The sequence below is a fragment of the Geothrix sp. PMB-07 genome (assembly GCF_030758935.1).
Lineage (GTDB): Bacteria > Acidobacteriota > Holophagae > Holophagales > Holophagaceae > Geothrix.
Window position 1 is genome coordinate 1,378,351 of the sequence record NZ_CP132333.1, and the last position, 25,501, is coordinate 1,403,851.

Annotated in this window: 19 protein-coding genes; 13 read left to right on the forward strand and 6 right to left on the reverse strand. The window is 60.7% G+C overall.

From position 1 onward, the window contains the following. Positions 1–85 precede the first annotated feature (85 nt). The gene (locus tag Q9293_RS06055; protein WP_306251055.1) at positions 86–1,348 is read right to left on the reverse strand and encodes a mechanosensitive ion channel family protein; all 1,263 of its coding nucleotides are present in this window, start codon (positions 1,346–1,348) and stop codon (positions 86–88) included. An 86-nt stretch (positions 1,349–1,434) separates the two neighbouring features. Between Q9293_RS06055 and Q9293_RS06060 the strand changes: the two genes are divergently transcribed. The 3 genes from Q9293_RS06060 to Q9293_RS06070 all read left to right on the forward strand — a co-directional run bounded on the left by Q9293_RS06060 (position 1,435) and on the right by Q9293_RS06070 (position 5,110). After that, positions 1,435–2,073: an MBL fold metallo-hydrolase gene (locus Q9293_RS06060; protein ID WP_306251057.1), complete on the forward strand. Its 639-nt coding sequence runs from the start codon at positions 1,435–1,437 to the stop codon at positions 2,071–2,073. Positions 2,074–2,228: 155 nt separating this feature from the next. After that, positions 2,229–3,503: an OmpP1/FadL family transporter gene (locus tag Q9293_RS06065; protein ID WP_306251058.1), complete on the forward strand. Its 1,275-nt coding sequence runs from the start codon at positions 2,229–2,231 to the stop codon at positions 3,501–3,503. Between the two features lie 707 nt (positions 3,504–4,210). After that, positions 4,211–5,110, forward strand: a complete 900-nt coding sequence (locus tag Q9293_RS06070) for a serine/threonine-protein kinase (protein ID WP_306252417.1) — start codon at positions 4,211–4,213, stop codon at positions 5,108–5,110. Here the strand turns inward: Q9293_RS06070 and Q9293_RS06075 are convergent. Further along, positions 5,067–6,497 (reverse strand): PLP-dependent aminotransferase family protein, encoded by a 1,431-nt coding sequence (locus Q9293_RS06075; protein WP_306251060.1) that lies wholly within the window; start codon positions 6,495–6,497, stop codon positions 5,067–5,069. The two genes, Q9293_RS06070 and Q9293_RS06075, sit on opposite strands and share 44 nt — an antisense overlap. A 90-nt stretch (positions 6,498–6,587) precedes the next feature. Between Q9293_RS06075 and Q9293_RS06080 the strand changes: the two genes are divergently transcribed. Next, entirely contained in the window at positions 6,588–8,492 is a 1,905-nt protein-coding gene (locus Q9293_RS06080) for a DUF4382 domain-containing protein (protein WP_306252419.1), read from the forward strand. Between the two features lie 76 nt (positions 8,493–8,568). Next, a complete protein-coding gene (locus Q9293_RS06085; protein ID WP_306251062.1) occupies positions 8,569–9,339 on the forward strand; it encodes a slipin family protein in 771 nt (256 codons plus the stop codon). Here the strand turns inward: Q9293_RS06085 and Q9293_RS06090 are convergent. Together Q9293_RS06090 and Q9293_RS06095 are read right to left on the reverse strand one after the other, a co-directional pair. Beyond that, the gene (locus Q9293_RS06090; RefSeq protein WP_306251064.1) at positions 9,326–11,296 is read right to left on the reverse strand and encodes a DUF3488 and transglutaminase-like domain-containing protein; all 1,971 of its coding nucleotides are present in this window, start codon (positions 11,294–11,296) and stop codon (positions 9,326–9,328) included. The genes Q9293_RS06085 and Q9293_RS06090 overlap by 14 nt on opposite strands. Further along, on the reverse strand, positions 11,287–12,408 hold the full coding sequence (locus tag Q9293_RS06095) for an anhydro-N-acetylmuramic acid kinase (protein ID WP_306251067.1): 1,122 nt from the start codon (positions 12,406–12,408) through the stop codon (positions 11,287–11,289). The genes Q9293_RS06090 and Q9293_RS06095 overlap by 10 nt, the downstream gene beginning before the upstream one ends. Before the next feature lie 175 nt (positions 12,409–12,583). On the opposite strand from Q9293_RS06095, the gene Q9293_RS06100 reads away from it, so the two are divergent. Beyond that, the gene (locus tag Q9293_RS06100; protein ID WP_306251069.1) at positions 12,584–13,192 is read left to right on the forward strand and encodes a hypothetical protein; all 609 of its coding nucleotides are present in this window, start codon (positions 12,584–12,586) and stop codon (positions 13,190–13,192) included. A 24-nt stretch (positions 13,193–13,216) separates the two neighbouring features. Here Q9293_RS06100 and gatC read toward each other — a convergent pair whose 3' ends face one another. Next, a complete protein-coding gene (gatC, locus tag Q9293_RS06105; RefSeq protein WP_306251071.1) occupies positions 13,217–13,501 on the reverse strand; it encodes an Asp-tRNA(Asn)/Glu-tRNA(Gln) amidotransferase subunit GatC in 285 nt (94 codons plus the stop codon). A gap of 1 nt (position 13,502) precedes the next feature. Then, positions 13,503–14,525 carry a tRNA (adenosine(37)-N6)-threonylcarbamoyltransferase complex transferase subunit TsaD gene (tsaD, locus tag Q9293_RS06110; protein ID WP_306251074.1) on the reverse strand — a complete coding sequence of 341 codons (1,023 nt, stop codon included), beginning with the start codon at positions 14,523–14,525 and terminating at the stop codon, positions 13,503–13,505. A gap of 34 nt (positions 14,526–14,559) precedes the next feature. Between tsaD and Q9293_RS06115 the strand changes: the two genes are divergently transcribed. The 7 genes from Q9293_RS06115 (at position 14,560) to Q9293_RS06140 (ending at position 25,465) form a co-directional block, all read left to right on the forward strand. Then, a complete protein-coding gene (locus Q9293_RS06115; protein ID WP_306251076.1) occupies positions 14,560–15,780 on the forward strand; it encodes a hypothetical protein in 1,221 nt (406 codons plus the stop codon). Between the two features lie 4 nt (positions 15,781–15,784). Continuing rightward, on the forward strand, positions 15,785–18,055 hold the full coding sequence (gene priA, locus Q9293_RS06120; RefSeq protein ID WP_306251078.1) for a primosomal protein N': 2,271 nt from the start codon (positions 15,785–15,787) through the stop codon (positions 18,053–18,055). 144 nt (positions 18,056–18,199) lie between these two features. Continuing rightward, positions 18,200–18,868, forward strand: coding sequence for a Tfp pilus assembly protein FimT/FimU (locus tag Q9293_RS06125; protein ID WP_306251080.1), 669 nt, complete (start codon positions 18,200–18,202; stop codon positions 18,866–18,868). Beyond that, entirely contained in the window at positions 18,865–19,368 is a 504-nt protein-coding gene (locus Q9293_RS06130; protein WP_306251082.1) for a prepilin-type N-terminal cleavage/methylation domain-containing protein, read from the forward strand. Before Q9293_RS06125 ends, Q9293_RS06130 begins: the two co-directional genes overlap by 4 nt. 31 nt (positions 19,369–19,399) lie before the next feature. Beyond that, positions 19,400–20,458 carry a hypothetical protein gene (locus Q9293_RS06135; protein ID WP_306252421.1) on the forward strand — a complete coding sequence of 353 codons (1,059 nt, stop codon included), beginning with the start codon at positions 19,400–19,402 and terminating at the stop codon, positions 20,456–20,458. Between the two features lie 81 nt (positions 20,459–20,539). Next, positions 20,540–21,061: a hypothetical protein gene (locus Q9293_RS18660; protein WP_372342200.1), complete on the forward strand. Its 522-nt coding sequence runs from the start codon at positions 20,540–20,542 to the stop codon at positions 21,059–21,061. Positions 21,062–21,109: 48 nt separating this feature from the next. Continuing rightward, on the forward strand, positions 21,110–25,465 hold the full coding sequence (locus tag Q9293_RS06140) for a hypothetical protein (RefSeq protein ID WP_306251084.1): 4,356 nt from the start codon (positions 21,110–21,112) through the stop codon (positions 25,463–25,465). Positions 25,466–25,501: the final 36 nt, after the last annotated feature.

Sequence of the window (25,501 nt, forward strand, 5' to 3'; positions counted from 1 at the left end):
AGGGTTTGTTCAGGACGCGCATCAACAACCAAATCCCCACGGGACCAAGGATGAGCAGGACGACGACGAGCCAATCGGGCATGGGCTAGGACTCCTTGGAATGAATGCGGAAGCCCGTCACGGGCGCATGGGCGCCGTGGCCCGGAGGCAGGGCGGCATCGTGGCCATCCCGCAACTGCGCGTAGTGGGGGCTGAGGATTTCCACGCCCGCTTCCGCGAAGGTGTCCTGGATGTGCTTGTGCAGCTCCGAGTAGAGCCAGGGCAGCCGCTCGGGGTGGCGGGTGGCGGCGTTGAGTTCGTAGGTGATGTAGAAATCGTTGAGGGCGGTCTGGAGCACGAAGGGGGCTGGTGTCTTCTCCACCAGATCCGCTCGGCGGGCTGCTTCCAACAGCAACTCGTGCACCTGCCGCCAGGACGTGCCATAGCCGATGCTCACCGTGGTATGCAGCAGCGGGCCCCCGCTGCCGATGCGGGCGCTGTAGTTCTGAATGGGGCCGCTGAGCACCGCCGCGTTGCTGAGGACGATCTCCTCCTGCTTGAAGGTGAGGAGCCGCGTGATGACCAGGGTGTGCTCCACCACGGTGCCGGTGTGCTCGCCCAGTTTCACCACGTCCCCCGTGCGATAGGCGCGCATGTAGGTGAGCACGCCGCCCGAGATGAAGTTGCCGATGGTGCCGCTGGAGCCCAGCGAGACCAGCACGCCCACGAAGAGGGAGACGGCCTTGAAGGCCTCGGAACCCGACCCTGGGAGGTAGGGCACGGCCAGCACCAGCGCGAAGGCCAGCACGCCCAGGCGCACGAGGGTATAGGTGGGCTTGGCCCACTCCGCATCAAAACCCTCCGCCCGGGTTTCGCCCCGGCCCAGGGTTTCGAAGAGCGGCTTGAGCAGGCCCAGGAGCATGCGGGTGCCGAGCACGATGAGGACCAGCACCAGGCCCCGGGGCAGGTAATCGAGCAGGGCCCAGGCGAAACGGCCCAGGGGCTCGTTGAGGCTGAGCAGCAGGCGCCCAGCCATTCCCTGGGTGGCGGTGAAGAGCCCGAAGGCCAGGGACAGCAGGATGTAGGCGAGGATCAGGGACACCAGCGCCAGGAACAGTCCCGCGATCCGATGGAGCAGGGCGCCCAGCCGCTCGGCGGGCAACACTTCCAGGCTGCCCAGGCGGAGCGCAGGCAGGTGGGCCTTCCATTCGCCCTGGAGCCGGGCCTGGAGGCCCTTGCCGCTGCGCCGGAGGCGATCCAGCAGGAACCCGCCCACCAGAAGGATGAGTGCCAGCACCAGCAGGCGGTGAAGCAGCGGAGCGCCCTCAGGAAGCAGGGCCCAGGCGCGGATGACGGGAGTCGGGGTCATGGGCCCACTTTAGATGCCCGGAGGGGCAAAGGGAATGGGCCGCCCCAGTCCTCGCCGCGCCGCAGCGAATTTGCGACACTGGAGCCATGCTGAATCTGGAAACCTTCCCCGTGGGCCCCCTGGGCTGCAACTGTTCGCTGCTGTGGGATGCGGACACGGGCCAAGGGGTGGTGGTGGATCCCGGCGGCGATGGCGCGAAGATCCGCCAGCGCGTGGAGAAGCTGGGCTTCAAGGTCACGGCCCTGCTGCACACCCATGCCCACTTTGATCACGTGGGCGCCACCCGCGAGCTGCAAGAACTCTGGCAGTGTCCGGCCCACCTGCATGGCGACGACGCCTTTCTCATCGAGGCGCTGCCGCAACAGACCGGGATGTTCGGCATGCCGGCCATTCCGCAGCCGGACATGGCCGCGCTGCATGCCGGGGATCGGCACCTGGACCTCACCACGCTGCACACGCCGGGCCACACGCCCGGCTCCTGCTGCTTCCACGGCGCCTTCGCCAAGGGGCAGGTGGTGCTGGCGGGCGACACCCTCTTTCGCGGCGGTGTCGGCCGCACGGATCTTTGGGGCGGCAGCTGGGAGTTGCTCGAGCAGAGCATCCAGCGGGAACTCTATGATTTGGCCGACGCAACGCTCGTGATCCCCGGCCACGGTCCCATGACCACCATCGGAGCGGAGGCCGCGGATAACCCTTTTGTTCGTGGTCAACGATCCAACTTATGAGCACAGCACCTTTGAAATGCATCCTCGTTCTATCCCTTCCCTGCACTTCTGTGGGGCTCATGGCTCAGACCTCAGTTGGTTCCCCGGCCCCCTTTTCCCTCCTCACCCAACAAGCTCGGACGGCTTTTACGGTAGAAGGAGCCGGGGCCAGAGCCATGGCGATGGGAGGGGCCTTCACCGCCATCGCCGACGACGCCACAGCGGTATCGTACAACCCCGCTGGATTGGCTCAACTCATCCGTCCTGAGGTTTCCGTGGTCACCCAGGGGTACAGCCGGGGAATGGATTTCACGGGGTTTACGGGTGGAAATTCTGGAGCGGCCACCGCGTTTGAAGACACCTCCAATTCTGAAAGGGCTGTCTCTCCAGGTTTCGCATCCTTCTCGGTGCCATGGAAACTCAACGGAAGAAACATCGTCTTCCTCTTGAGCTACCAGAAGGCCTTCGATTTTGCCTATAACAGCGACGTGGATTACTTGGCATCCTCCAACGGCGGAGCCACGTCTCAGGCGATCAGCCAGCAGGTTCATCAGACGGGTGGGGTGAACGTGTTTTCGGTCGCTTTGGGGGCTGAAGTCTCCCACCGCATGCTGCTGGGAGTGGCTGTTAACAGCTGGCAGGGAAGGTCGACTTTCAGCTCCTTTTCTCAGCGGACCACGTCGGGCGTGAACTTGTTGTTCGATTCCGAACTCTCGCAGGAGAGCACGTTCCATGGTTTGAACGCCACCCTTGGATTGATCTGGCGCTCCCAGTGGTTGAACATCGGCATGACCTACCGCACCCCCTTCAGGGCCTCTTATGTATTCACGAACGACTACAAGTACGTGGACTCGGTGACCGGGCTCATCAAACAGGAGACCGGCCTCGCCACTGCGGCTGAAATCAAATGGCCTGAAACCTGGACTGGGGGATTCGGCCTGCACCTTGGATCTCGAGTCCTCGTCACGACGGATTGGAGCTTCACCCCCTGGTCGCATGCCCGACTCACGGGGACGGGCACATCCTTGGATGGATCCAACTGGTTTGACCTGGAACGGGTGAGTGTGACTCCAAAGGCCACCACGAAGAGGCTGGGGGTGGAGTGGTTGGCTTGGGTTAGCCCCAGATCGGTCATTCCCTTGAGGGCCGGGCTATTCCGAGAGCCTCAACCCATCGTGGACACCTTGACCGGAGCGCAACGGGTGACTGAAGGCTGGACCCTTGGCACTGGGATCAAGTTGAAAGACCTTACCTTGGATGTGGGGTTGAAGGCCACGCATGAACACCGGTTCATTTCTCGGTTCAATACGGACGCACCCATCGGAGGCGTGGCATCCATCGCCTACGGGTTCGAGCGGCTGAGGGAGTATCGGTACTATGCGTCTTGCATTTATCAATTCGATACAGACTCCGTTCACCGTGCCATTACCTGGATCTTCGACGGAGAGTGAAGGCCATGCGACGTTCAGGGTTTGCATTCCTCCTGATCTCGGGGCCGACGTGGTTCACCTTTTATTCCGCCTACCAGGACGGGTTGGAAGCTCAGCGTCGCGGGGACCATTCACTGGCGATCCAGGCCTTCACTCGGGCCATCGCCATGGAGCCCAAGCCGGGGGAGCAGGTGAAGACCTATGGGCTCAATTTTCTTCCCACCTACTACCCCTACCTGCATCTTGCGGAGTCCTATTTCTTCTTGGGTGACACAACTGGAGCTGAAAGGGCCTTGGCGCTTGCTGATCGCCATGGCGTTGAGCCCGTGGCCGCGCGGGAATCCCTGAGGAGGCAACTTCAGAAGCGCTCAGCTGCGCTCCCGGCTCAGAATCAGCCCATGCCTTCAATACAGAAACCAGGCTCAGCGGAAATGCCACCCTCCGTTGCCTGGCCCCTTCCACCTCAGACGGCCATGCCGGCTGCTCACCTGGAGCCTGTGGCTCAAGAAGCTTCTACAGGGAAGCAGGCCGAACCGGTTCCGATCCGAGACAAGCCCACTTCGATCCCGCCCAGGTCCTCACCCCGAATTGAAGGGGTCGTCGTGGATGCGGCCCCACCGCCTTCCGCGCCTGATCAGGTGGCGATGGCTTCACCCACCAAACCGGCGAGACCCACTTGGACCTGGATGCTGGGTGCCATGACCATGGGCGCAGCGGGACTTGCCTGGATGTCGCGGAAAAGGAAACGCCCAGCATGGGATGCTCCACCGATCGGGTCGGATCCGAATCTGCATCGGGATTTCGGTCCATACCGTGCGCTGCGGCTGTTGGGGGAAGGTGGCAGCGCCTCGGCCTATCACGGGATCCATCGGGTCACTGGGGCGGAAGTGGCCATCAAGGTTCCCCACCGCCATTTGGCGCAGGATCCTCTATTCCGAGCCCGATTTCGCCGGGAAGCCTCTCTAGGAGCGAGGCTGCAACACCCTCACCTCGTGAGCATCCTCACCCCCGACATCCGGGAGGATGATCTTTGGCTCGCCATGGCTTTCGTCAAAGGCATCACGCTGGAAGGCTACTTGAGAAGGGCGGGACCGCTTCCCATTCCCCAGGTCATTCACCTCGCGATTGACATCGCAGAGGCCATTGCGCATGCCCATGAGCAGAGCGTGGTGCATCGGGATCTCAAACCCGCGAACATCATGCTCAACCAAGATGGCGCGTTGGTCATGGATTTCGGGATCGCCCGGGTGTTGGATGCGGGTGGAGTGACGTCAACCATGTTCCTTGGGACGCCTGCTTATGCTGCCCCGGAGTGTTTAGTCAATCCCCAGGTTGGACCTCCGGCGGATCGGTACGCCCTTGGGCTGATTCTTTTCGAGATGCTCACAGGTCACCCTCCTTTCAGCGGCTCGTCTCCATTTCAGATCCTCGAATCCCACCGTGTCGGCCCTTTGCCGGATCTTGCCGAGATCCGGCCCGAAACCCCACGGATGCTTGTGAATCTGGTAAAACGCCTCTGTCAGAAGGATCCCTCGGAGCGCCCTGAAGATGGGGAGACGCTCGTTTGCCTGAGGGGCATGAAGGCTATCGCATCATGGCCACCGCCTTCTGGAGTTCTTCCGGTGTAAAGGCCGTGAATCCCAGTCGGGTGGCCGCGAGGTCAGCACCATCAAGTTGATAGTAACGGCCGGGTCGGAGCTTCATTCCCCGGGCCTGACAGGCTTTGACCCAGACGTTGAAGGCCAGTGGATCAGACAAGAATCCCTTGCCCTCCATCCAGAAAGCCATGGCGCCAGATCGCCACTTCAAACAGTCACCCATCCCATGCCTAAGAGCGTCCTGGAGGGCTTCGCTGCGCTCCCCGGCGGCCTTCCTGACGCGAAGGATTTGGCGTTGGATTTCACCATCCAAAAAAAGTTCGGATAAGGCCCATTCCTGCGCGGGATCTCCTTGCCAATCGAGGTGCTGTTTCGCGCGAGCGAGGAGCGCGGCCAGAGCGCTCGGTACTACCAGGTAGGATACCCGTAGGCCTGGAGCGAAGATTCTGGAGAGGCTTCCCACATGGAGCACTTGTCCGGGATCCAGAGCTGCCAGAGATTCAGGAGCGGAAAGATAATCGTGTTCGGCGTCCAGTTCCAAGATGGGGAACCGGTAGCGCCGGGACAGCTCCAGGACCTGGGAACGGCGAGGCGTTCCCAGGCGACCCCCTGTAGGGAAATGGCACTGAGGTGTGAGGATGAGCAGTTTGAGGGGGCCTTCCTCAAGGATCGCTTCGAGGGCATCCACCTTTACTCCCTCTAGGTCCACAGGAACGCTGCGGAGATTGGCCGTGCAAGCCTGCCTGAGGGTTTCCCAGACCTCCGGATGACCCGGATTTTCGACCGCCACCACGCCACCTTGGCTTCCAATGAGGGTCTGAGCCACGAGGGTCACAGCCATGGAAGTGCTACGAAGGATCAGAATCCGGTCTGGGTCGACGCTGAGGCTTCGGTGGCTGCCCAGATGATTTGCCAGTGCCTCTCGAAGACGAGATAGTCCCAGCGGATCGCGGGTTCCCATCAACTGGGCGCCTTTGAGCCTGAGTCCTCGCTGATAGGCCCGGCCCAGGGCTTGGAAGGGGGCGAGGCGGGCGTCGCCGCAGCCATCCGAAAGGTCCATTGCCACATTGGCCGTGCTTGTGACGGGTCGAAGATGCGCTGGTAGATCAAAGCCTGGGGGGTCGGGCTTGTTCTCGGAGGGATGGCCGGCTTCAGTGGGGTGGGTGCCCGTCACGAAGAACCCACATCGTTCCTGGGAGGTGAGCCAGCCTTGCGACTGGAGCTCACGCAAGGCTGCCAAGATGGTGTTGACCGTCACACTCAATCGCTCGGACATGACCCGCACGCTTGGCAGCGCCATGCCTGGATGGAGGCGTCCCTGCAGGATGGCCTCCGTGATCGCCTCCGCGACCTGGAGATAAAGAGGGGCGTGGGAACCAGGAACGAGGTTGAGTTCCAGATCATTTCCCCGTTTCACTGTACCCCCGCAATTGTCGGAATTGTACCTCCCAGGGGAGTGGTGCTCCGTTGAAAATCAGGTTCTTCCATGACTTCTGGAGGTTCCGTGATGCCACTCAATTTGCCCTTCGCTCGACTTCTAGGCATTGCTGTGCTCGTGCTAATGAATGCCTGCACTGGGTCCCATCATGGAACGCATACGCTGCCACCCTCCACTGGGAACGTTGCCCTGTGCTTCACCGGAAATGGCATCGACGATTGGCAGGGCGTTGATATCACCCTCCAGAGCATTGAACTCACGCCCAAAGGGGGCGGGAAGCCGGTGGCGCTGTTCACGGCACCCTCGCCTGGACTCCCCATCAACCTCGCCCTGCTCGATCACACGGAACAGTTGGTGGGCAATTTCTCGGTACCCGTGGGCACCTACACTGACGCGACATTGACCATTGTGGGACCCACGCTAGGAACTCCCAGCGCTGTTGAAATCGATCCATCAGAAAACCCGTCGGTTGGATTCCCAGGCATTGCATCAGGTTCCTACGACACGTCTGTCTCACTCTTGGGCCTGGATTCCTCCACGGGAAGACCCCTCCTGACCCGCACCATCCCCCTTCAGGCTCCCCTGGTGGTTACGACGGACAAAGGGAACCTGCTGGACCTGGCTTTTGATCTCTCCAGGCCGACCTTCCTGGTGGCTCACGGGACGCCGGGTTACAACCAATGGAGCTTGGATTTGGATGGTGTGCTTAGCCAGCGCCTCATTGGGGACGTGTCCCAGGTGATCCTGCAGCCCATGTGGGGGACCATCCCATCCATCGCAACGGACGGCAGTTCCATGCTCCTTTCCCAGCGCATCGGAGCAGGTATTGTGGGAAGTGTGGTGATCCCTCAATTCCTGAAGATCCGCCCTGATGTCACCAACGGCACCCTCTTCCGGGATGGCTCTGCGGACACCAGTCGTGTCGTCAAAGATTTCTCAACGCTGTCTTCGCTGCTCTCGACCAGCCAAGTCGTGGTTTCGGGACGGCTTCAGGCAGACGGGAGCATCGTGGCTGCCCGAGTGTGGACTCCCGGGCAGGTGTTCGGAAGCCTGGTGGATGGGCATGTCATTCAGCTTATTCCCGGCCAGAACGTGCTTGTTGTGGAAGGGACATTCGGGTGGACCTCTAACGGCGGTGGTTTTGGCGGCATGAGTGGCGAGGTGGATGCTCAGACCCAATTCTTTCTGCGGAACCCAACCAAACCCGAGGCCGATGCGATCCCCATCGGTTCTGGGCCCTCCTTTCTGTCGTCTAACCGCTTGGCCAAGGGCTTCAGGGTCTTTGTTTCCTCCGGTCGGTCGGGCAAAAGTTTTGTGATCCGCACGGTGGAAATCCTGGCGGCCCGGTTCAGTGGGAGCCCATCCATGGTCACTGGAACCCAGTTCACCTGCGAGAGCCAGCAGTTTACTTATCCCGAGCCTTATACCGGGCATTACATCGTGGACCTGCCTTTTGCCAAGGGGTTCACCTGGTCGAACGACCTGTCCAAAGCAACTGACGGAGTGGATTTCGCCGGATTCGCGAGTCGGTCCGTGGATTTTGGTGGTACGGCGGGTGTCTTCGTCCCCTGGACCTCCACGGGTGCGGTTTGGGGCGATGCCGCCAATCCCAATGGATGGACCGCTCAGACTACGGAATTCCAGAGCCTGCGACTTCCTGATGGCAGCGTGGCCTCGCCTTGGATTGCCGCCGCCGGCGGTGGATCCTTCGGCTTGTCCTTGCCTGGAGGCACCCAGACCATCACGGTGGATGTGAGTGTGGCGACCACGAAGGCTTACAACAACCGTGGCATCAACCCGCCGCCGTACGGGGGGTTCGGCATTGACACTGAACCCTTTGATCTCTCGACCGCATCTGGACTCAACTCGTTCCAAAGCTATCTTGCGCGGGGGTGGCCGATCAGGGTGTTCGGATACCCGGACGGCCGCGGACACATCACAGCCACCACGATCTTCATCCAAAATCCCACTTAAGGTTCAAACCGGCAATCCCACCCTAGGTGGGCCCGCCGGGCGTAGACTGGATCATTCCATCCCAAGGAGATCCACCATGGACGCCCTGCTCACCCCCTTCGGCTGCCTCGGCCCCGTGGCGGTTTTCGTCGTGATCTACCTGTTCTCCTGCCTCAAGGTGGTGAACGAGTACGAGCGGCTGGTGATCTTCACCCTGGGCAAGGTGGACGAGCATCCCAAGGGCCCCGGCCTCTGCTTCGTGTGGCGCCCCTTCCAGACCGCCGTCACCGTGAGCCTGCGCACCACCGTGCTGGAGGTGCCCAGCCAAGACGTGATCACCCGCGACAACGTGAGCCTGAAGGTGAGCGCCGTGGTGTATTCCCGGGTGCTCGATCCCAAGCAGGCCATCATCGGCGTGGAGAACTACTACTACGCCACCAGCCAGATCGCCCAGACCACGCTGCGCTCCATCCTGGGCGAAGTGAGCCTCGACGAGTTGCTGGCGGACCGCGAGAAGCTCAGCGCCCGCCTGCGCGAAATCATCGACCGCTCCACCGAGCCCTGGGGTGTGGAAGTGAGCAGCGTGGAGCTGAAGAGCGTGGATCTTCCGGAACAGATCCAGCGCGCCATGGGCAAGCAGGCCGAAGCCGAACGCGAGAAGCGCGCGAAGATCATCGCCGCCGAGGGCGAACTGATGGCCTCCCAGCAGCTGCTGGAAGCCGCCAACAAGATCAGCCAGAACCCCACGGCCATCCAGATGCGCTACCTGCAGACCCTCACGGAAATTGCCGTGGAGAAGAACAGCACCATTGTCTTCCCCCTGCCCATGGAACTGATGAAGGCCTTCGACAAGTTCACCGAGAAATAGGGGCCCTCCAGCCCCGCCAGGCCGCGGCCTCTGCCTTCGCCAAGGTGGAGGCCGCATCATGTCCGGGGCCGTAAGCCTGGGCATCCGTGGCATCGGCCAGGGCCAGGAGGGCTTCTCGCCGCTCCGGGCGGTGCCCACTCAGGCGCAGCAGCCAGGCGCGAGCGGTTTCACCGGGGAGGGGCGGCGTGCTCTGGCGGGTGGCGCTGAGCAGGGGCCGCAGGGCTCGGATGCGCCCAGGGCCTGTGGGCGCAACCTGCCACCGGCCTCGGGTGCGCCAGAGCAGGTAGGCCGATACGAGGGCGCCGAGCCCCCATGCGACTTCCCGACGAGGCGCCTTCCAGCGCCACTCCCAGTCCTGGACTTGGCTCTGGAACCAGGAGAGGCCGGTCTGCTGATCCTGGTCTGAGAAGCGCACCACGTAGCGGTCCCACCGGTAGCGGACCGCATCGGCCCAGCGCTCGAGCAGGTTCAGGCCGCCCGCTTGCGAACCCTCTGTGCCGACACCCCGAGGTGTGGGGTCCGCCGTCCACCAGCGCCCGTCGTCCCAGTACTCCACCCAGCTGTGGGCCTCATTCTGGCTCACGCGGAAGTAGCCGCCCTCGGGAACCCAGGGCCCCAGCCGGTAGCCATTCACCACCCGCGCCGGCACACCCCGGGCGCGCAACATGAGGGCCAGGCTCGAGGCGAAGTATTCGCAATGGCCGGCCCGGGTGTGCTCAAGAAAATCCTGCAACGGGTTGGCGGCTTTGCCGGAGGGGTTCTCCAGCGTGTAGGTGAGACCTTGCAGGGTTTTCTCGAGGGCGGCCGCGAGCTGTCGTGGTGGCAGGTTGGCCGGGGCCCACTGCTGGCTCGCTCGGCGGGCTGCTTCGTGTTCCGGGTCCAGATGCGTGAGAAGGCTCCAACGCCGGGGCGACAACCGGGGTTCCCGCGGTTCACCCAGGCTGGGATTCCAAGTGGCCGTGATGGGCAGGGTGCGGGCGCGGACCGAGCGCCAGCGGATGCTCCCGCCATATCCCGCGGTCAGGTAGGGATCCCAGGGATCCAATTGGGTGAGGCCAGGGGGCAGGGCCAGCAGGCCCTGCGGATTCGGTGCGAAGAGGAACTCCGCTCTCCGGTTGCCCGCGGCAGAGCCCAGTGCATCGAAAGTGGTGGGCCGGTATTCAGATGGTTCCCACTGGAAGCCCCGCACCGTTTCCAGCGTGATGCCGCGCAGCAGGCTGAGGCCGCGACTCCATTGGGATTCACGGACAGGATCCACATCCGAAGGGGGGGTGATGCGCAGGGCTACCTCGGGGTTGGAGGCGATGGGCCCTCCGATGGATAGGTCCAGGCGGTCACCCAGTCCCGCCTGGCCGAAGGCCTGCGAGGCCCCGAGCAGGAAGCGGGGCCGCAGGCCGAGGTTCAGGCGCGGCATGATGACAAACAACCCGCTGGCCAGGATCAGCGCGCCGCCGATCCACAGCGGCACCCGGCCGTAGGGTGGGCGCGAGAATGCGCCCCTGCGCAGGGCCGCGGATGGCTCCCAGCTTTGCTGCAACAAGGCCAGGGCGGCCACGCCGAACCAGGCCAGGGTCCACAGGAGGAAGGTCACATCGCTGGGCCCCATGGCCGTGGTGAGAAACAGCACGAACCCGATCAGGACCACTTGGCGGCGCTGGGCAACCTCCCGGGGCAGGGCGAGGCGGATGGCGCCCAGCACATACAGGGTGTGAATGGCCACCATGAAGGGGCCGCCGCCCCAGGCGAGGTGGGCCAGGAAGTAGAGCAGGGCGCCGAATTCCAGCCAGCGATGGCGTGGGCCGAAATCCCAACGGAAGGCCTCGACCACGGCCGCCACTCCCAGCGGAAGGGCCATGAGCGCCAGTTCCCGGGGTTCGTAGATGCCTGCGGAGATCGTGGCACCGAGGGCGACCCACAGGGGCAGGTGGTCGATCCAGCGGCCCCACCTCACGGCCATACCCAGCTCCCCAGCACGGCTGGCTTTGAGGCGCCGGTGACCTCGGGCAGGTTGCCGGGAATGCCCAGGGCGCTGGCGGCGCCCAGCAGGGCCCAGCTCACGGCTTCCCGGGCGCCCGCGGGGAAGACAGCGTCATCTTCCAGGCGCAGCGGCAGGCGCTGGGCCAGCTCTTGGCGCAACCTCTGGTGCCGCGCGCCACCCCCGCTCACGAGGCCACGAAGGTTCGCAGGCCAAGGCCGGAGGCGCTCGGTTTCGTGCGCCACGGAGGCGGCTGTGAAAGCGGCCAGGGTGGCCAGGCGGTCGGGCCTGGGCATGGCCTCCAGGGCCTGGAATTCGGAGGCGATCCAGGCCTCGCCGAACACTTCACGCCCCGTGGATTTGGGTGGTGCAAGCTGGAAGTAGGGATGGCGGAGCCAGCGTTCCAGAAGGGGCTGGGCCACCTGGCCCGTGGCGGCAGCGCCTTCCGGATCGAAGGGCAAGTGCAGCCAGCGCTGGGCCGCGAGGTCCAACAGGGACATGGCGGGGCCTGTGTCCCAGGCGCGGGTGCGCTGTCCATCCCAGAACGTCAGGTTGGCGATGCCACCCAGGTTCAGGGCCAACCAGGGGGCCGCCCCGTGGAGCCAGCGCTCCGGCAGGGGGACCAGAGGCGCCCCCTGGCCGCCCAAGGCCAGGTCGCGGCGGCGCAGATCCCACACCACCGGGCAGCCCAGGCCTTCGGCCAGCACGTAGGGATCCGCCAACTGAAGGCTGGCGCCCTGGTCCGGGTGGTGCTGCACCGTCTGGCCGTGGAGGCTGGCCAAATCAGGGCGAAGGGACAACTGCCCACAGAGGTCGTTGGCGGCTTGGGCGTGATGATCGCCGAGGCGCCGCTGGAGGATGCAGAGGTCCGCCGGGCTCAACCGATTCGAGGCCGCGGCCAGCACCTGGTCGCGAAGAGCGGCTGGATAGGCCCAGGGATGGTGCCCCAGCAGGCGCAGGAAGGGCGTCCCCCCCTCGAAACCACCGGGGGCCACTTCGATGAGGACGGCGTCCACGCCGTCGGCACTGGTGCCCGACATCAGGCCCAGGACGCGCCAGGGCCGGTCCTCCGGAAGCGGAATGCGTGGCTGCATGCTGCTGATGATGCCAGCAAGTGCCGCGGAGCGCCGAAGACGGAACGTTTGGCTGCCCCGAACGGTCTTTCGGGATCCTGGAGGGAGTTCCTGCTACGCTTCCCCTCGCATGCTCCGTAGCCCATGCGTGGCACCCTCCACGCCAACCGGCGCGGGTCTTTCATAGGTTCATCCCATGACCATGCTTCTCATCCTCATCATCATCGGCGTCGGGCTTTACCTGGTGCTCCGGGGCAAGCAGGACCAGCCTGAACAGCTGGGCGCCTCCCGCCGGGCCCTGCCCACGGGTCCGCTGGAGCCCCACACCTTTCCCTGCCCCTACCCCAAGTGCCCCACCTGCGGCGCCTCCGGCGACAAGATGAAGCAGGACTGGGACGGTTTGCGTTCGGTGAAGTGGACCTGCGGCTACTGCGGGGCCCTGGCCGGTGTGCAGGCGCTCAAGGATGAGGAATTGCCGCCTTCAGCCCGGCGCCTGCTGGGGGTGGATGGCGGACCGATGCAGGGCTCGATGCCCATGCAGCAGGGCGGCTACGGCCAGTCCGGCGGCGGCATGGGCGGCCTGCTCACGGGCATGATGATCGGAAGCATGATGGGTGGCGGTGGCCATCATCACCATGATCACTCCGACAGCGATGGTTGGGGCGGTGGCTCCAGTGACAGCTCTTCCAGTGACTGGGGCGAATCCAACTCCAGCGGCTGGGGGGATTCCGGTGGTGGTGATTCGGGCGGCGACTGGGGCGGCGGTGATTCGGGCGGCGGTGATTCCGGTGGTGGCGACTGGTAGGTCACGCCTCTGCCGAATCGCGCGCTACAGCACTTTCGGTACCACGAAATAGCCACGATCCTGGGCCGGGGCATTGGCCAGGGCCTGCGCCTGGGTGAAGGTATCCCGAGGAATGTCCTCCCGGCGGGGCAGGGGACGGCCCAGGCCCGCCAGCATGGGTTCCACCTGGTCCAGGGGCAGCTCATCCAGGCTGGCCGCGTGGGTGAGCATGCGCTCCATGGCCCGGCGCATGGGCTCGATCTCTTCCTCCTGAAGGCTCAGCTGGGTGAGCGCGGCGCAGCGCAAAACATCGGCTCGGGTCACTTCCATGTCAGGCTCCCAGTTTCAGATCGGCATCGGCGTTCTGGATCCAAGGATCCGACTCGGGTGTCAGCAGCGCTCCCGCGGCGGCGATCATGGCGCCGTTGTCCGTGCAGAGACGGGGTTCGGGGATGGCCAGGGCTAACCCCGTTCGCGCGGCCAGGGCCGCCGCTTCGGAGCGCAGGCGGGAATTGCAGGCCACGCCCCCGCTGATGACCAGGCTGCGAGCGCCATGGAGGTCGGCCAGGCCCGGCACGGGCTTCAGAAGCCAGGTGGCGATGGCCTCCTGAAGGCTGCGGCAGAGGCCCTGCACCTCGGCATCCTCGGCCCCTCCCTCGGCCAGCCGCGGGTTCCGCTCCACCCGCAGCTTCACCCCGGTCTTCAGGCCGGAGAAGCTCCAGGAGGCCTTGCCGTCGCGGAACTTGGGTGGGGTGAAAGGCTCGGCGGCCTGTTTCGCGGCCTGGGCGCAGGCATCCACCAGGGGGCCGCCGGGATAGCCCAGGTTGAGCATGCGGGCGGTCTTGTCGAAGGCTTCGCCCGCGGCGTCATCCCTGGTTTTCTGCAGGAGTTGGAGCGAGGTCCAGTCCTGGGCCAGGTAGAGGTGTGTGTGTCCGCCGGACACCAGCAGCACCAGGGCCGGGAAAGCCAGATCCGGCGAAGCGAACCGCGCCGCGTTGAGGTGCCCCAGCAGGTGGTGGACGCCCACCCAGTCGAGGCCTTCGCGCCAGGCCACGGCCTTGCTGGCGCTGAAGGTGGCCAGCAGGCTGCCAACCAGGCCAGGCCCCCGGGTGACCGCGAGACGGTCCAAATCCTGCAGCCCGATGCCGGCCTGGGCGAGGGCTCCAGCCATGACCGCGCGCACCTGCAGCAAGTGTTCGCGGGCGGCAAGTTCGGGCACCACGCCGCCGAACGGACCGTGGATGGCATCCTGGCTTTCGCGCACCAGGGAGCGCAGCACCGGGCCTGCGGCCGTCTCCTCCACCACCGCGGCGGAGCAGTCGTCGCAGGAAGATTCCAGACCCAGGACCAGCATGCAGATAGTGTAACTTGGCAGCCGGAGCCTTCCCATGCGCAGTCCGTTGCTGATGTTGATGCCAGCCATCCTGATGGCCCAGCGATCAGCCCTGCCGCCGCAGGAGGCCTTCAACCGTGAGCTCAAGCAGAACCGCCTGGGCACCTGGCTGGTGGTGGAGGATGATGGCGCCGCCTGGGGTGCCGCGGTGCGCACAGCCCTGGACGACGACAGTTTGGTTCAGCTGAATCTGCCGTTGAAGGTGAGCTCAGGAGGGAAGAAGCCGGATGGCCTGAGCCCGATTCTCCGTGATCGCTACAACTGGCCCAAAGGTGCGCACTGGGCTCTGGTGGATGGCAAGGGCAGAATCCTGGTGGAAGGCGCCTCCCAGCCCACGGTGCCCATCCTGGTTGCGGCTGCCGAGCAGGCAGGCGTGAAATCGAGAACCCAGGAACTGGAGACCTTCCTGAGGCAGAACCCCGATCACCTGGAAGCGCGCTCGGCCCTTCTGGGCGAATTGATGGCCGTGGCCAACCGACGAACCAACAGGGCCCTGGCGGGCGCCGCCACGTCCAAAGACAAACCGGCAGGAACGACCGCTGAAGCGCCTGAACCAATCCGCCTGCTGGAGCCGGATCAGGATGAAACCTTCTGGTCGGCCGCTGTTCAGCAGATGGACCAGATCCTCCAGAGCCGGTGGGAATCCGTGGGAATGGAGCTGGGGGTGCGCCTGAGGAGTTCGGCAGCAGAGCATTCCCCTTCCATGGTGGCCCTTTTGAATCGGTACCGGAGCGATCTGGAGGAGGCTGTTCGGCGCAGACCGAACGGTGTCGAGGCCTGGATGCTCTGGCTGCAGGCTTCCCAAAAGTGTGGTGGCTGGCCGTTGGTGCAGCTGCTCCAAACCGTGCAGCCCCTTCCCGGCACATCGCCTGGAGACTGGCCTCCGAGCATGGCCCTGAGTGAGTTCGTGAAGGATGCCCGGGCACGGAAGGACTGGCCGGCCATCCGTGAAGTCATGGAGGCCCGCTGGGAGGACGTGCGGGCTGGGGAGTACCGCTGGGGCGGCGGCGAGATGATCTGGAACCGCATGATTTCGCCCCTGATGGAGGCTCTTGTCTCCTTAGGTGACGTGGGCGCCGCGGATCAGCTGATGAATGAAGTCATGGGCATGGAGGCCTGGTCTGGCCTGTCCGCACAGGCCAGGGATCTGGCCACGCGCTTGAATCGGCCCGACTTGGCCGCCCGCTGGGGCGCTCTGTCCGCGAAGGGCCGATGACTCGATGATCTTGGTACCCGCGCGCGTCCAGCTCAACCGGCCTCTCCCGCCCCTCACCTACCTGGCCCCGGAAGGTCTTCCCGCCGGGGTGCGTGTGCGGGTGAAGGTGCGCAACAGCGTGGCCGTGGGGCTGGCCATGGGCATGGACCCTGCGCCACCTGCGGCGAGGCTGCGCCCCATCGAGGCCGTGCTGGATCCCTTTCCGCTCTTGCCTGCAAAGCTGCGGGAGCTGCAGGCCTTCGCGGCCCGTTACTACGGTTGCCTGGAAGCCCAGCTGCTGCCCCTGAGCCTGCCGCAGGCGTTGCTGGCCCAGTGGGAGGCGGACGAGGATGGACAGCGATTGTCCTTTCACCGCGATCGCGGCGCCTGGGATGTGCTGGCGGATCTAGGCGAGGCCTGGCACCGGGACCCCTCCATCCTTCCGACGCTTCTGCACCGGACCGCCCTGCGTGGTTCCGGCTTCACGGAAGTTCGCCTCACGGGTGCGCCGCACCCGCCCCGGGTGACGCCTGCCCAGGCCAAGATCCTCCTGGCGTTGGAGGAGGCTGGCGGCGCCCTGATGGAACTCGAGCTGCTGGAATCCGCGGGCGTCGGCGCTTCCGTGCTGGGCACCCTGGAAAAGCGCGGCCTCGTCGCCCGCATGAAGCGGGTGGATCTGCTGGCGCAGCGTCGGGAGGCTGGCACCGATCGCACAGTCGTGCTCAGCGAAGAACAGTCGGCGGCACTGGAAGCGGTGACCCTCGGCGCCTTCGGAGTGCATCTGCTGCAGGGCGTCACGGGTTCCGGCAAGACCGAGGTCTACCTCGCCTTGGCTGAGCGTGTGCTGGCTGCGGGGCGCCGCGTGCTCTGGTTGGTGCCCGAGATCGGTCTCACGGCCCGGCTGCTGGATCGCTTGGAGGCGCGCTTCCCCGGGCGTGTGGCGGTGGGGCACGCCGGCCTCAATGTCGGGGAGAAACACGGCGATGTGGTGCGCCTGCTCTTCAATGGCGCGGATCTTTTTGTGGGCGTCCGCAACGCGGTCATGGCACCCCTGCGCGACATCGGGCTCATCATCGTGGATGAAGAACACGAGGGCTCCTACAAGTCCGAAGAGCACCCTCGCATCCATGCGCGGGACCTGGCCATCAAGCGGGCCCAGCTGGAGGCGTGCCCCATCGTCCTGGGCAGCGCCACGCCCAGCCTGGAGAGCTGGCAGGCGGCGAAGGTGGGCCGCTACCGCCTGATCCAACTGAGACAGCGGCCCGTGGGCGTCACCCTTCCGAAAGTGGAAATCGTGGATCTCCGCGACACCTACCGGCTATTGCGGCGCAAAGTGATCCTCTCGCCCACCCTTCAACAGGCCCTCACCGACACCCTGGCCAAAGGGGAGCAGGCCCTGCTGCTGCTGAACCGGCGTGGCTACGAGAACTTCTGGATGTGCCGCGCCTGTGGGAAGACGCTGGGCTGCCCGCACTGCGCCATTTCGCTCACCTATCATCGAGGTGATTACCGCCTGCGCTGCCATCTCTGTGGCCACGAAACCGTGCCGCCTGAGGCCTGTCCCGATTGCGGCGCGGACCACCTTCGGGGCGTCGGTGAGGGCACCGAGCAGGTGGAGGAGCACCTCACGCAGCTGTTCCCCTCGGCTCGCATCCTCCGGTTGGACCGGGATACCACCCGTCGCCGCGGCTCCCTTGAAGCGGGTCTTCTGGCTGCAGAGGCGGGTCAGGTGGACATCCTGGTGGGTACGCAGATGCTGGCCAAAGGGCATACGTTCCCGGGGCTCACCCTCGTGGGCGTGCTCAATGCCGATCAGGGCCTCAAGGTGGCCGATTTCCGAGCCTCAGAACGCACCTTCCAACTGCTCACCCAAGTGGCGGGACGGGCCGGGCGTGCCGAGCGTTCCGGTCGCGTGATCCTCCAGACCTATTCACCCGAGCACCCCGCCATCAGCTTCGCCCTGGCCCAGGACTTCGAGGGCTTCGCTGCCTCCGAACTGCCTTTCCGCGAGGGGTTGGGCTACCCCCCCTTCACGGCCCTGTCCCTTTACCGGGCCGAGGCCGACTCGCTCTCCGAAGCCCGCCAAGCCCTGGAGGGTTTTCGCCAGCGGTTGTCTGTGCCCGGTCTCCGCGTGCTCGGCCCCCTCGAAGCCCCCGTCCCAAGAATCCGAGACCGCTGGCGCATGCACCTGCTGCTGAAGGGGACTCGCGGCGCCCTAAGTGAAGTGCTCGCCCGCCAGCCGCTGGATCCGGCGGGTGCCGTCAGCCTGGACCGGGATCCGATTCAATTTGGATGATGTATAAAAAGTATACACACAAAGAGAGGGGATTTCGGTTTTAAAATTTGGAATATATTTAAATGTTTGATATATTTTTACTTATGATTAAAGTAAATTTGTCGGTCTCCAGGTCGATCCTATACCTCGATGAAAGGCCATCCCATGAAAACATCCCTTCATCCGGAAAGTTCGCGGGGTTACTCGCTCACTGAACTTCTTGTTGTATTTGCAATTGTCGGAATCCTTGCGATTGTTGGTATTTCGATGCTTGGTGATCGAAAAGGCAACGCTGTCCGGGGAGTCATGGATGAGATTGAAGGTGTTTTGCTTAGCGCTCAACGAAATAGCGTGGCAACCGGGACGGATGTAAACCTTTTCGCGACAGGTGACTGGGTCGCGGGAACATTGACCATTGACGGTCGCCGCACAGATCCAGCGGATGCGAGTAAACGTCTTGGCTCAACCAGTGAATTGTTTCAATCCCACTATACTAGGGGACAGACCATTCATACATATGCTGGAGTAGCAACGGTTGCTGGATATACGACTGCGTTGGGAGGGGCACCCGGTTTGGTGACGGTCCCTCCCGGAGATTCAGAACCATTTCTGACCGCTTTGGGTAACAATCTGTGCCCAGGAACGGACAAGACCGTGGTGATCAGTGGCGCCACAAAGCGCTTCCAGACTGGTTTTTGTGTCTTTGTAACGGGTCTTCGAGGTGGTGGGGTTGTTAGGGGAGGTCCCGTTGGCGTCATTGTGGTTCCGGGGAACATGGCAAATGTATTTAAATTCTATAAGCCAGAAGGTGCAACAACCTGGAGGCGTTTATGAACACTGAACATACCTCAAGGCTTTGGCGTACCCGGCAATATGGTTTCAGCATGATCGAGTTCTTAATTACGGCCTTTGTTTTGGCTGTTGGCGTTCTAGGGCTCGCATTGCTACAAGTTATGTCCATACGTTCTAGTTCAGGTAGTAGAGCTCTTAATACGGCAGTAATGGTTGGAGAAGGGGTTCTCGAGTCCATTCAATCCGAAGGACGACAGCGAATGCTCTTTCTTAAATTTTCCGGTACTGCGCCTGCAACAACCTATTTTGGTCCGGATCCCATCACTCAATACTACGCCTTTGATGGTACGTTGATGGCGAGTTCAACCAACTCCTTCTTCACGGCTGTCATTTCTAGCGTCGACGTCGTGGCAATAAGTGCCGCGGGCGGTACGAAGCGTTTCACCTTGGTGCTTACATATACTGATACACCGAACCCCGCCAATCCGACGGCCACCATCACGCGAACCGTGACACTTACGAGGCAGGTGGCTTATGCGTAATCGACTGATATCCCCTAGGGGCTTTTCGTTGGTGGAGTTGCTGGTTGCTTTGGTCTTCACCGGGATATTGATGGCCGGAATGTCCTCGGTATTCAAATCGAGTCTTTCTTCGTTTGTCACCTCAGGTGAGGGAATATCTTCAGCAAGAAGGAACCGTTTGGCCATGGATCTACTAAGTGACGATCTCAATTCGGCCGGTCAGTATCTTGCGCTTGAGGCCCCACCTCGCGGCATCATGGACGCGAATCCAGGGTTTTTGATCAATCCGAAGGTTCCCTTTCCTGGGACTGATATCCCTGTCGCTGATGCAGTTACTGACGAGTTATTATTTTATTATGACGAACCCCTCCCATTCGAGGGCACATTCAAATCGGATACGCTCGGGACGGCCTCATATGTGGCAAGCGGTGCTGCTGCCCCTGTGGGCGGTGGGGTTGATCTTAAATTTCTCGGAAGTGACCAAGCTGCTCAGGTTAAAGCTGGTATGATGTTGATTACTAGGGGCAACTACGAACACAAAAAGGTGATTTCGGCATCCCCTGGTACAGATGGGAAAACCACTACGGTTACTCTTGATGGGCTCTTCGGCGAAAAACACTTGGCCACCGAGGGGGTTCTCATTGCCAAGCCCGCCCAGTACGTCCGGTATCGAATCTTTAGTCAAAATTGGGATCCCCAGAAACCGACGGGGATTGGGATACCTTGCTTGGTTCGAGAACAAGGCAATTATCCCGGTAGTGGGCCTTTTGTCCCAGATGCCACATTGACTACGATCGTGGCTGAGAATGTATCTCGGTTTACCGTCTCCCTAAGTGCGGACCGCGGTACAACTTGGACAACGGGTAATAGCTGGGCTGAGATCAAGGCGTCCTTGAATTCCCAACTCACTACTGCAGGTGCTCCCGGATTTAATGCGGTTGAAAACAGTCCTCATTGGTTTAGGTCGGTGCCGCTATTGGTGAGAGTTAACGTGACCACTCGCACAGCTCAGGCCCGGGCAGAGTTTTCGGCTACCAGTACTGCCTTGGCCTACAAGGAACAAACTCAATCCTTAATACTCCTGCCTCGTCATTTTGGTCTCAATTTTTAATTTAGGTGTCTTATGCAAACTTGTAATCGCACAGCATTTGACGCCCAAAAGGGTGGGATCACCATTGTGGTTGCTCTGATGATGCTGGTATTGCTAACCGTTTCTGGTGTATCTCTAGCCCGCAATTCCTTGAGGGAAATTATCATTTCGGGGACCTCTCGCCAGGGCACGGAGGTTCGCAATGTGGCCGACAATGGTCTCGAGTGGTCTTGCTATTGGTTAACGCCTGATACGACGGGATTGGCTAAAGCGGCTCCCGATACAGCGGCTAGCGCTTTTCGGACCCAGGTGAAGACTCTAAGTGCGAGTATGGATCGTTCCGGAGAAGTGCTGCCTATTTCCGCGGTAGGAGTAATGACTCACTCCGGGAGCGATGGGGCCACGCGTGCCTTTAACCTTTCTCTAATCCGAATGGGTAAGCAGCAATTGGATTTAACAGGCGGGGCTCCAAGCACAGGGGCCGGTGGGATAAGCCAAACAATACCGCCGGAATTACTACCAGATATTTGGTCAATTCGTTCCACGGGCACATTAAGTGTATCTAGTGTGACTTTTCAACACATCAGAGAAGCCTGGGTGACGGCTCCGCCCCAAGGGCAGTAGGTTTCTTCTATTTCGCGAGATCGTTACTTTCCCGCATCGAGGTCCATCATGTGCCGTATCCAACTCCTTCTGAGAAACCTGCTCTCCCCACTTTTGGCCATGGTTGTTGTCTCACCCTTGGCTGCGCAATTGAATCCCAAATGGCAAGCTCCCAACTCACCTGATTTTCTGGATCTCTACCAGAGATCCAGTGCCACAAAGGTAAAGCCTGAGATTGCGACGATATTCGACTTCTCCGGGTCAATGCAATGTATGATGTACCATCCCTGCTATTTCAATAACGACCCGAATGATAATGGTGATCTCTCGGGAATTACTTTTACACTTTCGGGCCCTGCGGGGGCGATGAAGGTGACTGCTTCGGTAGGCCTGGCCTGGTACACAAGTGCAATATTGATTCGCCCCGACGGCTCGCAGGTGACTGAAGCCAATGTAAATACGACGGCTACCGGCACTGGTCTATGGGGTGATAAAGCCCTTAACGGAGCTTCCACCCAGGCTTGCGATGTTCGCAATTGGGTTCGGGCTGCCTCCCATATCCGTCTTACTGGAATGGATGGAACACGCACTCGCACCATCGACTTGCCGATCCCATGGAAAGTTATGGATCGCAATTCCACTGGCTATCCGTTGAGTTCTATGACTGTGATGGACTCATACAGCGAGGTCGATGCCAATGGGGTGACCACTACCTATGGAAGTGGGAGTTCTATCGAGGTAGACACCCGATACAAGATTCAAACTGGTTTTGGTGATATCGCACCTAGCACTGACGTCCAGGATAACAACATCGTGCTTTCTGGCAACCCGGGTGATATTGTCACCACAACCAAGTATATGGTCCGCCTGAATAAAAAATACATTGATTGGCTTTTTAGTGGGAAATACCAGAATACGGATAGCACGCTACCGGATTACAGTGCCTCCTTGAGTGGCAAGTACATCATTTTTGATGCACTTGATATGTCGAATGTCGGGTTACAAACGCGTTTAGAACAAGGCAAAGGCTTTGGCACATTCACCCTTCCAAGTGAAGCTGCCCTAAAAGCTAATGTTGTTCCCGCCAGAGACCGGGTGCAAGCCGTGAAAGAGGCCGCCATTCGGACTTGGATCAATTACCAGACCCGGGTTCTTTGGGCTTTCCGCTTTCTGGATGATGAGGTGGAGGCTGGCGGTACCACGCCCGCAACCAGAATCAACTATGACTCTAGATCGACAATTGGTACTGCAGGCGTTCCTACCACTTGGACGAATGGCAATGCTTCCGGCTGGACACTGCTAAACAAGAATTCTGTCCAGGGTATGCAGCGAATCGCGGCCTTGTTCCCTTATACCAATACGCCACTTTGTTATGCTACTGCACGTGCTCTCGCTCAGTTTACGGATCCAAACAACGTATTTGGGGACGCAGAAACAGGGGCAGATGCACCAGTTGAATGTCAGAAACGCTTCTTGATTATTTTCACAGATGGTGTACCAAGCTCTGACAATGGTAGTGAGAAAAAGCAGGACACACCATATTTGACAACTCTTGGTGGAAACACAGGCAGCGCCCAGGAAGGAAATGCTCGGCTTATTGCCGCTAAAACAAATATCAATCCGGGCAACAGCTGGTGGAATATCTTTACCTATGCCGCTGCTGCGGCCCACCTCTCCGATGACACCAAGACGGCCTACGGCGCTGATCTACCGATTACGAGCTTCATGGCGCCTCCTTCAGCCTATCCTACCGGTAGCGACGTACCCAGCGCTTTTCTACCATTCGCGGTTACCAAGCGGCTGACAGTGCCAATTCCTCAACCTTATAGATTGATCACCACGATGACGATTGGGGTTAGCCTAGGTGGGAAATATACCGATGCGAACAGCCCCAAGCAGCGCCTGTTTTTGTCCGCTGTTTTTGGTGACCCGGAACGCACCAGTTGGGATATCAGCAAGCTCAAGCCGTTTACTTTGAAGGATCCGACCAAGCCGGATGATCCAACTAACTCCAAGTCAACTGACAGTGTGTATTTTTTCGATGCAACAACACCAGATGCTATAGTGAGTGGATTGGGGTTTGCATTCAAGGCGGCTGGTGCAAAATCTCAAACGGCTTCTACTTCTGTACCAGTCATTCCTTGGATTGGTGGTGGGTTAAGCCAACAGATTTACATGGCTTCTTTCACTGTGCCTAGTGGCGGTGGCCCGGTATGGTCAGGTGACTTGAAAATGTTTCCAACAAAGGACGTAACTCAAACGGATGCCACGACCGGGTCCAAAGTCCAAACCCAAATTCTAGACAACACTGGCACAGAAATCACTGGTGATCTCAGCGTTGTTAACAACCCAGGATGGTCGGCCTCTGCGTCATTGCAAGCGAAAGGGTGGATCAATCGTAAAATATTCACTCGCCTCGAATCTGATGGAACCACATCAAATCCGACAATTTACTCTATTCCTACCGGGATTACGCTTGCGCAGCTAAGTACAGGTGGCGCGCATATTAAACTGGCGGCAGTAATCGCAGGGGCTGACCCGGCCACAAAACTTAAAAACCTACAATGGATGATGGGCGCGAATCTAACAGATGTCACAAAGACGCGCCCTAATATTATGGGGGATGTGCTCGATAGTGCGCCGTCCTTTTTGGAATACGCCTCACCTACCGTTGCCTCTATGCCAACGAGCCTTTCAACAGCTTGGGGTGACAGCAGCAAGGCGAACAAGCATTTCCGAGTCATCTTTGTTGGAACCAATCAAGGGGTTATTCATGCTTTTGGTGAAGTGACTTGGGACAATACAATTGGCACTGCCCCGAGTACTTCCGTTATCAAGGCCGGTGTTGTTGACGAATTGTGGGCCTTCATTCCTACCGATATCCTCAAGTACTGTGACTATTATCAGACACCGGGAAATCCACACCGTTTCGGAGTTAATGGTACGCCCTATCTCTATTTCTTGGATCTCCCTGCCAGTGGTAAGCGCAGTGGAAACGGCATGATGGATGCCGTTGGCAGTGGTGAGCGGGCCACCTTGATTATGGGGCTTGGGAAGGGGGGGCGCAGCTACTATGCTTTGGATGTTCGTGACCCTTTTTCTCCGAAACTTGGTGGGAGCGGTAACTACGGCTGGGCCTTGGTGCCTGATGAACCCTTTAGTTATGCGGGCACTACGGATGCCGCCATCAATAAACTCGTTCAAAACATGGGTTGGTCTACTTGCCAGCCTACCATTGGGCGCGTTCTGACCGGGTCTGGCGCCACTCAAATCATAAAGGATGTTGTATTTTTGGGAGGTGGGTTCAGTCTCCCCGAAATCGAAACCAACTATCCATCTGCCAATGCGAAAACGCCATTGGGCCGTTCGGTGTTTGCTCTTGATGTGACGACTGGCGCCGTTGTCAGCGCCTGGGATCTAACGGGGAATGGTCCGGTTGCGGCGGGCGTCGTGCCAATGCAAGTGACACCATACGCTGGGCTGACGGAACGAGCCTACTTTACCGACTTCTTTGGCGGACTCTGGGCTCTCGGCTCCACCGCAGATAATCTCGTCACGGGTATGTCCGGGTTCCGGGTAGATTCCGCCAACATTGGTAATTGGTCGACTTCCCCTCGCCCCGTTTACCACCAGGATCGCCCGGATGGACTATTGAGCACTTTGCCCGCACCCTTCCTCGTGTCCAACTTCTACCCAAGGACTTCGGCGCCCTTTGTGACACCACTTACGGTTGGTATTGCACTTGTGAGTGGTGACCGCAACAACCCGATGGATAAGCTGTATTCGGGCACCTCGGTTAATTCCAGGCCCACTCAGCATCGCTTGACGGTGGTATTCGATCGGCAAGATAGCTTCAAGCTGGGAATTGATTCCGCGGGTGGCATTACGACAGACGAATTGGCGAATATGAGCGATCAAACGAGTCCTTCTGCAACGGTAATTCAACCCGGCAGCGCCGATTTCTATCTCAAAGATAAATATGGATATTACTTGAATTTCCCGACGAGGGGCGCAACCGAAAGTTATGTCGCTAAGGGGTTGGTGACTCCCATAGTACTTAGTGGCAAGTTGTTCTATAGCTATTTCTCCCCCACGGGTTATGCGGATAGCAACCCGTGCAGCAACGGAACTGGTTCCACGCGCACGGTTCAGGTCTGTAATGTCATGACTCCAACCTTCCCGGGTACAGGCGCTGCTTGGGATTCGAGCATGAAAGTTCAGGGATGTGCTTCGGGTGAAATTTTTACCTGGGTCGGTCTTGCGAGTCGCTTCTCCCCAAAGAGCATCCTTTCTGCTTTGCAGGCTGGAATGCTCCCAGCGGCAACTGACCCAACAACGACTGTGCCTAATCTGAAAATCAAATCCTTCGACGGATCATTAGACAAAGCCTTTGCGGGACCAAAGGTCTGGCGAACGGTACGATGATGTTTCCAAAATTGTCTGCGGTTTAAGTGATGTTCA

What these genes read in the sequence shown, in the direction of transcription:
- Q9293_RS18660 (WP_372342200.1), top strand. Translation starts at nt 20,540, where the DNA reads ATGCTGGTATTGCTAACCGTTTCTGGTGTATCTCTAGCCCGCAATTCC.
- Q9293_RS06100 (WP_306251069.1), top strand. Translation starts at nt 12,584, where the DNA reads ATGACCATGCTTCTCATCCTCATCATCATCGGCGTCGGGCTTTACCTG.
- Q9293_RS06115 (WP_306251076.1), top strand. Translation starts at nt 14,560, where the DNA reads ATGCGCAGTCCGTTGCTGATGTTGATGCCAGCCATCCTGATGGCCCAG.
- tsaD (WP_306251074.1), bottom strand. Translation starts at nt 14,525, where the DNA reads ATGCTGGTCCTGGGTCTGGAATCTTCCTGCGACGACTGCTCCGCCGCG.
- Q9293_RS06095 (WP_306251067.1), bottom strand. Translation starts at nt 12,408, where the DNA reads ATGCAGCCACGCATTCCGCTTCCGGAGGACCGGCCCTGGCGCGTCCTG.
- Q9293_RS06140 (WP_306251084.1), top strand. Translation starts at nt 21,110, where the DNA reads ATGTGCCGTATCCAACTCCTTCTGAGAAACCTGCTCTCCCCACTTTTG.
- gatC (WP_306251071.1), bottom strand. Translation starts at nt 13,501, where the DNA reads ATGGAAGTGACCCGAGCCGATGTTTTGCGCTGCGCCGCGCTCACCCAG.
- Q9293_RS06070 (WP_306252417.1), top strand. Translation starts at nt 4,211, where the DNA reads ATGTCGCGGAAAAGGAAACGCCCAGCATGGGATGCTCCACCGATCGGG.
- Q9293_RS06090 (WP_306251064.1), bottom strand. Translation starts at nt 11,296, where the DNA reads ATGGCCGTGAGGTGGGGCCGCTGGATCGACCACCTGCCCCTGTGGGTC.
- priA (WP_306251078.1), top strand. Translation starts at nt 15,785, where the DNA reads ATGATCTTGGTACCCGCGCGCGTCCAGCTCAACCGGCCTCTCCCGCCC.
- Q9293_RS06055 (WP_306251055.1), bottom strand. Translation starts at nt 1,348, where the DNA reads ATGACCCCGACTCCCGTCATCCGCGCCTGGGCCCTGCTTCCTGAGGGC.
- Q9293_RS06085 (WP_306251062.1), top strand. Translation starts at nt 8,569, where the DNA reads ATGGACGCCCTGCTCACCCCCTTCGGCTGCCTCGGCCCCGTGGCGGTT.
- Q9293_RS06130 (WP_306251082.1), top strand. Translation starts at nt 18,865, where the DNA reads ATGAACACTGAACATACCTCAAGGCTTTGGCGTACCCGGCAATATGGT.
- Q9293_RS06060 (WP_306251057.1), top strand. Translation starts at nt 1,435, where the DNA reads ATGCTGAATCTGGAAACCTTCCCCGTGGGCCCCCTGGGCTGCAACTGT.
- Q9293_RS06065 (WP_306251058.1), top strand. Translation starts at nt 2,229, where the DNA reads ATGGCGATGGGAGGGGCCTTCACCGCCATCGCCGACGACGCCACAGCG.
- Q9293_RS06125 (WP_306251080.1), top strand. Translation starts at nt 18,200, where the DNA reads ATGAAAACATCCCTTCATCCGGAAAGTTCGCGGGGTTACTCGCTCACT.
- Q9293_RS06080 (WP_306252419.1), top strand. Translation starts at nt 6,588, where the DNA reads ATGCCACTCAATTTGCCCTTCGCTCGACTTCTAGGCATTGCTGTGCTC.